This window comes from Streptomyces muensis, assembly GCF_021474425.1.
GTDB classification, from domain to species: domain Bacteria; phylum Actinomycetota; class Actinomycetes; order Streptomycetales; family Streptomycetaceae; genus Streptomyces; species Streptomyces muensis.
On record NZ_JAKEIP010000034.1, the window covers coordinates 42,426 to 53,071 of the forward strand.

The 10,646-nt window shown below is 74.1% G+C and carries 9 protein-coding genes; 1 reads left to right on the forward strand and 8 read right to left on the reverse strand.

Going from position 1 to position 10,646, the window contains the following annotated elements; genetic code table 11:
* Positions 1-34 precede the first annotated feature (34 nt).
* The 8 genes from L0P92_RS12160 to L0P92_RS12195 form a co-directional block, all read right to left on the reverse strand.
* Complete coding sequence (locus tag L0P92_RS12160; protein ID WP_234762577.1) at positions 35-1,885, reverse strand: serine/threonine protein kinase; 1,851 nt, start codon at positions 1,883-1,885, stop codon at positions 35-37.
* Positions 1,882-3,936 carry a vWA domain-containing protein gene (locus L0P92_RS12165; RefSeq protein WP_234762578.1) on the reverse strand — a complete coding sequence of 685 codons (2,055 nt, stop codon included), beginning with the start codon at positions 3,934-3,936 and terminating at the stop codon, positions 1,882-1,884. The genes L0P92_RS12160 and L0P92_RS12165 overlap by 4 nt, the downstream gene beginning before the upstream one ends.
* The gene (locus L0P92_RS12170) at positions 3,933-5,225 is read right to left on the reverse strand and encodes a KH domain-containing protein (RefSeq protein ID WP_234762579.1); all 1,293 of its coding nucleotides are present in this window, start codon (positions 5,223-5,225) and stop codon (positions 3,933-3,935) included. The genes L0P92_RS12165 and L0P92_RS12170 overlap by 4 nt, the downstream gene beginning before the upstream one ends.
* The gene (locus L0P92_RS12175; protein WP_234762580.1) at positions 5,222-6,745 is read right to left on the reverse strand and encodes a hypothetical protein; all 1,524 of its coding nucleotides are present in this window, start codon (positions 6,743-6,745) and stop codon (positions 5,222-5,224) included. Before L0P92_RS12175 ends, L0P92_RS12170 begins: the two co-directional genes overlap by 4 nt.
* An 83-nt stretch (positions 6,746-6,828) precedes the next feature.
* Positions 6,829-7,953 (reverse strand): FHA domain-containing protein, encoded by a 1,125-nt coding sequence (locus L0P92_RS12180; RefSeq protein WP_234762581.1) that lies wholly within the window; start codon positions 7,951-7,953, stop codon positions 6,829-6,831.
* A 138-nt stretch (positions 7,954-8,091) separates the two neighbouring features.
* Positions 8,092-8,718: a YigZ family protein gene (locus L0P92_RS12185; RefSeq protein ID WP_234762582.1), complete on the reverse strand. Its 627-nt coding sequence runs from the start codon at positions 8,716-8,718 to the stop codon at positions 8,092-8,094.
* Between the two features lie 39 nt (positions 8,719-8,757).
* Entirely contained in the window at positions 8,758-9,300 is a 543-nt protein-coding gene (locus L0P92_RS12190; protein WP_234762583.1) for a SixA phosphatase family protein, read from the reverse strand.
* Positions 9,297-10,016 (reverse strand): hypothetical protein, encoded by a 720-nt coding sequence (locus L0P92_RS12195; protein ID WP_234762584.1) that lies wholly within the window; start codon positions 10,014-10,016, stop codon positions 9,297-9,299. The genes L0P92_RS12190 and L0P92_RS12195 overlap by 4 nt, the downstream gene beginning before the upstream one ends.
* Before the next feature lie 158 nt (positions 10,017-10,174).
* On the opposite strand from L0P92_RS12195, the gene L0P92_RS12200 reads away from it, so the two are divergent.
* On the forward strand, positions 10,175-10,582 hold the full coding sequence (locus L0P92_RS12200; protein WP_234762585.1) for a CoA-binding protein: 408 nt from the start codon (positions 10,175-10,177) through the stop codon (positions 10,580-10,582).
* The last annotated feature ends 64 nt before the right edge of the window (positions 10,583-10,646 follow it).

The window sequence follows — 10,646 nt, forward strand, 5'->3', positions numbered from 1 at the left end:
ACCCGCTCAGCCCGACCCGCTCAGTCCTCCCCGCTCAGTCCTCCCCGATGATCCGGAGCCTCTGCACCGGCCCCTGTGATCCGGTCCACTCCTCCCAGACGGACCGGGGCCCGTCGTGGGTGAGCCAGACGGCGAGCAGGCGGCCGTCAGCGGTGCGGGTCAGCCGGACCCGGTGAGCGGTCTCCCCGATGCGCCAGGTGCTGGAGTCGGTGGACGTGGTCACGGACACGGTGAGTCCGTCGGAGGCGGCGTCGGCGCGGGCATGCAGGCGGCGGTCCCCCAGCAGGGCGACATCGACCGTGCCGGGCCCGGCGGCGCGTGACTCCTCCATGCACAGCCAGCCGTCGGCGAAGTGGTCGCACCAGATCTCCCGGCTGCCGTCCGGACGCAACAGGGCGGCCTCCAACTCGCCCCACACGTTGAGGGCGAGGGCGGCGCGGGTGGCCGGGGCGTCGCTGACGGGGCGACGGTGGGGCGGTCCGCCCGGGGCTTCGGGCCAGCTCCACAGTTCCACCAGGTCCGGGAGGCCGACCAGGAGGCAGGGGTGGCCTTCGCGGTCGCGGGATGCGGCCAGCACCTCGGCCGGGGCTCCGGTCGAGACCGACACCCGGCTCGGCGCCGGCCGGGGTTCGGCGTCACCGCCAGGGGTCCAGCGGTAGAGGTGAACGCCGACATCGTGTCCCGCCCAGAGCAGCGCGGGCATTCCGTGCGTGTTCAGGGCGACGACGCTGCGCACGTCCCCGGCCAGCTCACGCCATCGGTCGGCGGTGCCCAGCCAGAGTGCGCCGCGCGCGTCGACCGCGGCGATGCCCGGCCCATCGTGGGGGCCGGAGAGGCAGGCGACGTCCCGTACTCCGCGCGGAGCGCCCACGGCGAACGACGGGCGGTGCGCCGGCCGTTGCCCCGGTGGGCCGTACCAGCGGAGTCCGGAGGGTCCGCCGGTCACCACCAGCGGATGGCCGGTCCCTTCCGGCAGGATGTCGACGCAGATGTGCGGGGCGTCCTGTTCGGCGACCAGAAGGTCCCGCAGTTCCTCGGCCCAGGCCGTCAAGGGTGCGGGGCGCCGTACCGGGTCCGGGTCGAGGGCGCGCACCAGGCAGTCGGCCACCTGCGCCGAGTAGCCGTACGACACGAGTTGACGGTGTGTCATGCGCGCCGCGTCGTGGTCGCCCATGGGCCCGAGGTCGGGCAGCAGCAGCGCGCGGGCCACCGCGCCGACAGAGAACCGGTCCCGGGCGGGGTCCGGGCGCACGCTTCCGCGTTCCGTGGGCTGGGGGGCGTAGCCCGGTGTGTAGGGGGTCTGGGTCAGTTCTCGCTCCAGCGGGGCGAGGAAGGTGATGTCGATCAGCTGGACCTGTCCGTCGTCGGTGACCAGGACGTTGCCGCCGGAGATGTCCCGGTGCACATAGCCGAGGTCGTGGAGCCGGTCCACGATCACGCACAGCGCGCGCAGCACCTCGGCCCGGGCGACCGCGTCGGCCGTCGTGGACCTGGCCCACAGGTCGGCAGGTGTGCCGTCGTACCACGGCGAGACCAGGTAGAGGATCTGCGCACCGGAGGGAGGCTGGTGCGCCGGCCGCGGCACCGGGCCGACGAAGTACTGGTAGGGGGTGGCAAGGCCGGGGATGTCGAGGCCGAACCGCCGGTGCACGCTGTCGGCCCAGCGCTCCCGCCAGGCGGCGCGCTGTTCCGGCGTGACGTCCCCTTTCGACGAGGTGAGGATCTTCAGCGCGCAGTGGCTCTCGCCGCCGTCCCGGAGCCGGCGGGAGGCCCGCCAGACCTCGCCCTCACCGCCGGTGTGCAGATGGCTGACGAGGGTGTACTCCTCGGGTCGCTCCGGAGGCCCGCACCGCCAGTCCGGTTCCCAGCGGGGTACCCGGCTCACTCCTCACCCCGGTAGCGGAACAGGGGTGTGGTCGTCGGGGTCTGCCGGTCCGGCTCGGGGGCCGTCGGGGTGGAGGCCGCGGGGGCCGGTACGTAGGTGCCCGTCTCGGTGCTGTCGTAGCCGTCCCGGGGTGGGACGGGGGCCGGGGTCGCGCCGTGAGGGTCTTTCGGCGGCTCCTGGGCGTGTGCGTCCGGCGCGCTCGCGAGTGGGGCGGTGTTCGCGGGGGCACCGGGCGGGTGCCGTACGTCCGGCAGGGTCTTCAGGGCCACCACCAGCGCGTCCATCGCCGTGGCGAGCTCGGCCACCCACGCGATACGGCGTGCGGTGTCCCAGGCGCCGTTCTGCCGTGCCGCGCGCAGCTGTTCCAGGAGCGTGCCGAGGGTGTCCAGTGGCTCGGTGAGCTCAGGGGGGACGGTGGCGAGGCGGGCGGGGCTGAACGCGGACGCCAGGTCCCGCTCGAAGGTGGGGTGCGGTCGGGTCTGCAGGGTGACGACGGCCCTGTTCACCGCGATCAGCACCGGCTCCTCCCGGAACAGGGCCCTGCCCAGGGCGCGTCGGGACTCGCCGATGGCGACGCCGGTGGACTCCCTCAGCCGCTGGCCCAGGCTTCGCGCGTCGTGCGTCTCCTGGTGGGCGGCGCCGGCGGCCGTGTTCACGCGGTGCTGCCGGGCGAGCAGGCGCAGCGCCTCGCCGAGCCGTGGCGGCAGGGTCTCGTCCGGTCGGTGGCGACGGGCGCGGCCGAGGGAGACGCGGCGGGTCATGCCCGCCCCGAGTCCGGAGAAGTAGCGGGCCAGCACGTCGAACCCGCCGATCGCCGCGGCGTCGCCGCCGCCGACCCTGACGAGCTGTTGCAGCAGTTCGTGGTTGGGCTCGAACACCTCTCCGCCACGGTTGCCCGCGGCGATCCAGCGCCGGTACATCGCCATGGTGCTGACGCCCACCGCGTGCAGCCGCACCTTAGTGTTGACGTGGAGGTACTCCATGAGGCTCACGGGCTCCCGGTCGGCGTACACCACCTCACCGACGCCGTCGTTGCCGCGCCGCGACCAGTGCGCCCCGTCGCTGACCAGGACGATGAGCCGCTCGTTGCCCGGTTTTCCGTGCAGGTACAGGAGGTTGGCCGCCTCGTGGAGGGCGTTGCCGATGTCCGTGCCGGCGTCCTCGGGACGCAGCACCGCCACGGCGTTGCGGAACTCCTCCACGGCGGGTCCGGTGGAGCCTGCGTCGAGTTCGGCCATGCCGCCGTCGCGGGGGAAGACGTGTTCGGTGACGTGGGTGAACTTCAGCATCGCCAGCCGCGAGACGCGCCCGCTGATCCGCAGCCGCATCTCCAGCAGGTCGTTCAGGGCGCTGCGCAGGACGTCCATGCGCGGGCGGCCACGGGTACCCCCGTGAGTGGAGTACCCGCTGTAGGCGCTGCCCTCGCTGTACTCCGGGATGTCGGGGACGCTCATCGATCCGGAGCAGTCCGCGAGGATGACGATGTCGACGCCGTTGCGGGCGCTGGAGACGAACAGCTCCACGTCGGTGCGCTCGCCGATCTCGACGAGGACGCCGCGCCGGCCGCCCGCCTCCAGGGCCCGCACCCGGAAGGCGGCGGATCCGGGGACGTCGATCCAGAGTTCGGCGTCCTCCTGCGACGGGATCCACAGCAGGGTTCCCTGCAGGCCCGCCTCGCCGATCTCGCGGGCCAGCACGTCGAACGGTGCCTCCACGGAGGATTCCAGCGTCACCGACTTCACCGGCTCGACCGGTACGGCGTCCAGCCGCCAGTCCCGGCCCTCGCTGCCCTCGTCGAGTCCGAGCCGCGCGGCCAGGTCCTCGTTGACCGCGACGACACCGTCGGGCACCGCGGCGAGCGGCACGAGCCGTACGGCGGCGGAGACCGGGTCGACGGCGGAGTTCAGCGTGAGCAGGGCGGGCAGGCCGTCCTGTCCCGTGGCTGCGGGCAGGGTCGCCGCCGGGACACCGATCCGCTGTCCGGTCAGGGGCCCCTCGGCGGGCACGAGGTGGAGCCGGTGTCGGTCGGCGCCGGGCATCGGCACACTCATCGTGACGTCCTCCTGCGGCCGTGCAGGTCGACCTTGAGGCCGAGGCGCGCGGTGTAGTCCTTGATGCGGGAACCCTGCGGCCCGATGAACTTGCCGATCAGATGCTCGGGCACCCGCACCCACAGCCCGCCGCCGAACTCCGGCGGACGTGGGGGTTTGTACTCGGCGAGGGTCAGCCCGGCCGCGATCTCGGCGCCGAAGCGGTGGTCGAGTTCGCGTACGAGTACACGGAGCCGTTCGACCAGCACCTCGCCCTGCCGGGCGGTGCCCATCAGGTCCTCCAGCTGACGGTCCCAGTCGGGCGTGGCCCGCTCCACGGCGCGCAGCGCGGGCGACGGCGCCACGGCGCGCAGCCTGGTGTGCAGCGCGGCGAGGCGGGCCCGGATCGAGCGGTAGTCGACGGCGAGTTCGACGTGCCTGGCGGTGCGCAGGTTGTGCCCGAAGGCGGCGAGGGACGGCATGCGCTGCCCGCGGCGGCGGCCGGCGGTGCCGCAGATCTGCCAGAGGATCTCGTCGGCGGTCAGGGAGTGCACCCGGTCGTGCTGCCGGCACAGGCCGATGCCGACGCGTTCGTATCCGAAGACCTGCCAGCGGCGGGCGTGCCGGGTGCAGGCCGAGCGGCCGCACGCGTGCCCGGCGGGGTCGAGCCAGTCGCACTGCGCGGTGCCCACCGCCTGGCAGCCCTGCTGCTCGCAGACCGGGAAGGCACGCCGGTAGCAGTCCGGGCAGTAGTCGGTGTCGGGGTCCTGCGGGTGCCGACGGCGGTGCTCCTCGCACCAGGCCACCGTGGCCCGGCAGTCACGGCCGGCGCACCAGAACACGGCCGTGCGGGCGCAGCCGCGGCACGAGGGCCGGTGATCGGGGCAGGAGGGCAGCAGCGCCCCGTCGAGAACCACCGCGTGGTCGACGCAGATACGGTCGGGACGGCCGGCGTCGGCACAGCCACGGCAGCGGAACGAGCCGTACCCGGAGCGGTCGCCGCGGTCGCACACGGCGCACCTGTACACCAGGGCCGAGCGCTGTCGTACGGCCGCGATGGCGAAGTGCGTGTCCGCGCTCGCCCGTTCCAGCCGCGCGTCGACGCGCACGATCTCCACCGTGATGCGTCCGCTGTCGGACTCCCAGACGTGCACGCTGCCGGCGGCGAGCGGCTTGGCGTGCAGCGCGGGCTCCAGCTGCTGCCAGAGCCCGACGAGGGCCTCCTGGCCGTCCGTGGGGGCGGGCCAGTGACGCAGGTCGAGTACGACGTCCACCTGGCTGTCGGGAACGACGGTCGGTGCTGTGGTCACGTATCACTCATTCCGCTGCGGGGCGTGCCGGGTTCCGGTCCGGCCGGGCCGCCGGGTTCACGGCCGCGCCGGCTGTCGCGGGCGGTTGCGCCCCCGTCGCCGGAGCCGCCGCGGGTGCGCTGCTGCCCGCCCTTGCGGTCGCGTCCGCGGTCCTGGTCGCCCCGGTTGCGACGGGGGTTGCCCCGCTGGTTCTGCCCGGTTCGGTCCGGCCTGCCCGAGCGCCTGCCGTGGTTGCCGGAGGCCGTGGCGCGGTCGGATCCGCCGCGGGGCGTCTTCTCGCCGCGTTTCTCACCGCCCTTGCGGCGGCCTCCGCCGGAGCCGGAGCGGCGGGTGTCCTCGGCCCGTGCCAGGCGGCGGGTCCAGGAGCCCAGCAGCAGCTCGATCCCTCCCGGGGCCTCCTGGCGCAGGGACTCCAGCAGCAGGCCTCCCGGTCGGGGGTCGAAGAGCAACAGCTCGGCCCGGGCGGCGAGTTCGTGCGGGCCGCGGCGGGCGGCGGCGGTGAGGACGTCCTGGCTGCGGGTCGGCGGGAGCCCGGTGTCCGGGCCCTCGACGGGCACCAGCAGCGGGACGAGTTCCTCGGGTGCCGCCTCCAACCGGCCGAGCGGAAGCAGCAGTTCGTCGAGGAGCCGTCGCACGCTCTCCCGGGCCGGAACGGTGTCGGCCGCCCGGCCGGCGCGGTCGCCCTCCGGCAGGAACCGGGCCCGCAGGCCCTGGGTGACGGCCCGGGCCCGGTTCTTCTCCAGGACGGCCTGCGGGATGTTGCCCTCGCGGTTGCCCGCGCGCACCTTGCGGCGTGCGTACAGGGCGAGGGCGGCCAGCAGCAGCGCCTGTGCGCGCAGGTCGGTCACGGACAGCTGGGCGTCGATGCACCGGACGAGGACCGCCGCGGGCCTGCCGTCGGTCTCGGGCACGGGGGCGACGTCCATCCGCGTCAGGTCGGCGATTCCGTCGCGGCGCCGGATGTCGGCCCGTACGTGTTCCAGGTGCCGGGGGTCGGCCGAGGCGAGGTAGCGCGTGGTGAGGTGCTCACGGGAGTCGGTGAGCCAGCGGGACCCCACGCGGTCCGGCTGCGGTCCGACGGTGCCCCGGCCGCAGAGCGCGATGAGCGCGGGGCTGTACCGGCGCAGGAGATTGACGAGCACTTCCTGCTCCGCCGCGTCGGTGACGTACAGGGTGTGCGTGTCACCCGCGGCGGGGGGCGAGGAAGGGCCGAGCGACACGCCGGGTGCGTGCAGGACTCCGCCGAGCCGTCGGGCGGCGTCGGCGAGGGCCTGTAACTGCGCCAGCAGATAGCCGAAGGCCTCGTCCCGAGCGGCGGGGCTGCCGAGCCACAGGCCCTCCTGGGTCACCCGCACCAGCCCCGGGTGACGGGGATCCGCTTCCGTGCGGGCCGTCAGGCCCGGTGGGGCCGCCGGCGGCCATGCGGAGGCCACCACCGCCTGGGCATCCGCACCTGTCACGGCCAACGTCTTGGTGAACGACTGGCGGGCCGCCCCCACCACAGTCAGGCTTACCAGCACCTTGTCACGATATCCGAGTCCGGTGAGCCGTGAGGAGTGGTCACACGTCAAACCCTGCTGGAGTGACAGAAGTTGAGGAAGTGTCAGTCGGCGAGCTCGGTGGTGGCGGCGACGGACCCCGGGGACGACGGCAGGCCCCGCTCCCCGGGGAAGTGCAGTCGGCCGGACAGTCTGAGCCGTACCGATCCGGCGAGCACCAGCGCGTCGTCGGGTCCGAGGACCGTCTCCTCGCCGGGCACCAGCGCCTCGGTCCGGCCGCCGGCCCCGGAGGGCTCCCGTACGGTTCCGTTGCTGGAGCCGAGTTCGGTGACGGCGAGGCGACCGCCCCTGCCGGGGCCGTGGACGCCGGACAGCGACAGCATGACGTGCCGGCGGCTGACCCGGCCGGTGGCCGCCGGGTGCGGCAGGTCGGGTGCGGCCAGGTTCACGCCGTGCGGGAGGGAGCCACGGCCGACGAGCACGGAGGTCTCCGTGGCCAACGGGAAGCGCAGGATCTCCTCGTCCGTCGACGCCTCGGACACGACCACCACGCGGACGGGCGGCCGGGGGCCCTTCGCTTCCAGGGGCGAGCCACAGGTCGGGCACAGCGCGCTGCCGTCGCGGCGGGCGATGTCCGGCCACAGCAGCAGACGGTCGGGCCAGAGCATCGCCTGGAAGCAGGCGGCCGACACACAGCGCCAGTCCTGCTCCATCACCCGGGCGTGATCGGCCCGGCGCAGGTCGACCCCGCTGCCGCGGATGAGTTCCTTCTGCTCCTCCGCCCGGGACTTGCGCTGCTCGGGCACCTCGCGTACACCGCTGCGCACGAAGCGCAGGCCGTCCGGCCCCTGGCGCCAGGCGAGGAACCGTGAGGCAGCGGACGGGATCCAGGGATGGGCGCGCCTGAGATCGACGAACTGGTCCCTGCTGATCACGTACAGCCCCGAGTCCCGGGCGAGCGTGAGCAACTCCGGGTCGGCGGTGGGCGCCAGCCGGATCTCCCCGGCCCGCACCATGGCGTCCAGGCGTCGCCGTTCCGCCGGGGGGATCTGGCGCCGTAAGGATTCGTCCGCGATCAGCGTCAGCTCCGCCGAAGCGCCTCTGCCGCGGCGCCACGCGTCACGGAGCAGGTCCAGACGACCGAGCCGGGGACGCCGCTCGCCCAACGGGGCGATCTCGTCCGACCAGCACACATTGGACACATCGATGACGGCTCCGACCTCGCTCACGGACACCCGGCTCCTCGCGTCACGTTCCGTCCTGGCAGGGCCGACCGGACCCACTCGGCGTCCAACCCGCCGTGCTCCCTTGGGAGAAGGTCGTACCGGAGACGTGGACGGTTGCGCAACGCGCCCCTCTCGGCGCTCTCACGCGTCCCCGTACGCCTCTCCCCCGAGCTCGAACCCCGCCGAACCGGCCGTCGCGTCCGCGAGCCACGCCCGGAACGCCTCCACGTCGGCGTCCGGGAGGCCGATCTCGATGGTGACCGCCTCGCCGTACCGCACGTCCCGCACCTCGCGCCCGGTCGACCGCAGGTCGTTCTCCACCTTGCCGGCGCGCTGGTGGTCGACGGTCACCGTGGCCAGTCGGAAGCGTCGGCGGGTGAGGGTGCCGAGGGTGTCCAGCGCCTCGCCGACCGCCCCGCCATAGGCCCGGATGAGCCCGCCCGCGCCCAGTTTGACGCCGCCGTAGTAGCGGGTGACGACGGCGACGACGTACCGCATGTCGCGGCGCAGCAGCATCTGGAGCATGGGGACCCCGGCCGTGCCGCCCGGTTCACCGTCGTCGCTGGCCTTCTGGACGGCGGCGTCGGCACCGATGACGTAGGCCCAGCAGTTGTGGGTCGCGTCCGCGTGCTCCTTGCGGACGGCGGCGACGAATTCCTGTGCCTCCTGTTCGGTGGCCGCCGGGGCGAGCGCACAGATGAAGCGTGAGCGGTTGACCTCGGTCTCGTGGACGCCCGCGTGGGCGACTGTGCGGTACTCGTCCTGCATCGGGCCAGCCTATGCCGACCTTCCGGGGGAGCCGTCCGCTCAGTGCTTCCTGCCCCGCGCCACCATGACGCCCGTCAGCAGCGCCGTGCCGGGTTCGAGGGCCGACCAGGAGGTGCCGTGCCAGGCCAGTACGGCGATGGCCGAGGTCGGGAACTTCGTACGGACCTCGTCCAGGGTGTCGTCGAGGCCGTCCCCGGCCAGTTCGAGGACGAGTTCCTCCAGGCCGGGGTTGTGCCCGACCAGGAGCAGTGTCCGGACGGCGGCGGGCACCTCGCGCACGACGGCCAGGAGCTCTGACACGTCCGCCGCGTACAGCCGGGGGTCATGGCGTACGGGCGGCGGTGTGCCCCACTGGGCGGCGGCCAGTTCCCAGGTCTCCCGCGCGCGTACGGCGGTCGAGCACAGGGCGAGGTCCGGCAGGCAGTCGTTCTCGGCGAGCATCCGGCCCGCGACCGGGGCGTCGCGTTGGCCGCGCGGGGCGAGCGGGCGCCGGTGGTCGGCGACGCCCTCCGGCCAGGCGGACTTGGCGTGCCGCAGGACGACCAGACGGCGGAGCGGGCCCGCGCCGATGCGCGCGGTCACGCCGGGGTTCCCAGGTCATGGGCGAGGTCGAGGCCGAGGAGGCGGTCGGCGTAGGCGTACGTCTCGAAGCGGGCGCCGTCCGCCAGGTCCGGCGCGCTCGCCACCCGGCGCAGGACCCCGAGCACCCCGGGTACGTCGAGGTCGTCCTCCCAGGCGGTACGGAGCTGTGCCCGCACCTCGTCGGGGATGGGCCGTGACGGCTGCCGCGCCCAGCCGGCGACGGCACGGCGCCAGCGGACGAGGGTGTCGTGGGCCTCGGCCAGCACGGCCGCGTCGAGCCGTACGGGCACGCTTCGACGCCCGGAGAGCAGCGCGAGGCGCAGGGCGGCGGGGTCGGCCTCCTCGGGGGGTGCCTCGGAGTGCACGGCCGCGACGGCGACCCGTACGCCGTCGGGTTCCGCGCCGCCCTCGCGCACGACATGGAGGACCTGTGCCTCGCCGAGCCCCGCCGCGGCGTCCCTGCCCTCCTCGAAGGGCCGGATGCCCAGCGCCGCGGCGCCGGCCCGGAGCTCGGCCCGCCGCCGTTCCTCGTCGAGGAGCGCCCAGACCGGCGTGCCGCCGAGCTCCAGCGCCCGGACCAGGAGATCGGCGACGAGCAGCACCCGCAGGGCGGTGACGTCGAAGCCCTCGGTATGCGCCTCGATGCGGGTCAGGCCCCGGCGGGCGGGCGCGGCGTCGACGGGCTCGCCGGTTCGGGCGTCGATGATGCGCAGCACGCAGCGAGCGTAGGCGGCCGCGCGCTCTTCCGCAGCAATCCGGCCCGCATTCCGGTCAGCGTGGCGGGCGGCGGGGGAATCCTCGGGGGCCGTCGGCCGTTGTGGGTCTTGTGGGCGGCTGGACGGCAGCTGTCCGAGGCGAGCACGGGAGGCCGAGGGTGTACGGCGACGAGGCGACGGTCCGCAGGATCCTCACGGAACTGGGCGACACCTGGGCCGTCGTGGGCCTGTCGTCGAACCGGCGACGGGCGGCGTACGGGGTCGCCGAGGTGCTCCAGCGCCACGGCAAGCGCGTCGTGCCGGTCCACCCGAAGGCGGAGACGGTCCACGGCGAGCGGGGCTATGCCTCGCTGGCGGACATCCCCTTCGACGTGGACGTGGTCGACGTCTTCGTCAACAGCGACCTCGCAGGACCGGTCGTCGACGAGGCGGTCGCCAAGGGTGCCCGGGCGGTCTGGTTCCAGCTGGGCGTCATCGACGAGGCGGCGTACGAGCGCGCCCGCGCGGCGGGCCTGGAGATGGTCATGGACCGCTGCCCGGCGATCGAGATACCGCGCCTGGGCTAGGGCCGCCTCGCACCGGAGCCCTCCCTGTCTCTTATACACATCTGAGCTGCCGACGAACAGCTAT

Coding starts and splice junctions, on each gene's coding strand:
- L0P92_RS12165 (WP_234762578.1), bottom strand. CDS start 3,936: ATGAGTGTGCCGATGCCCGGCGCCGACCGACACCGGCTCCACCTCGTG.
- L0P92_RS12185 (WP_234762582.1), bottom strand. CDS start 8,718: ATGCAGGACGAGTACCGCACAGTCGCCCACGCGGGCGTCCACGAGACC.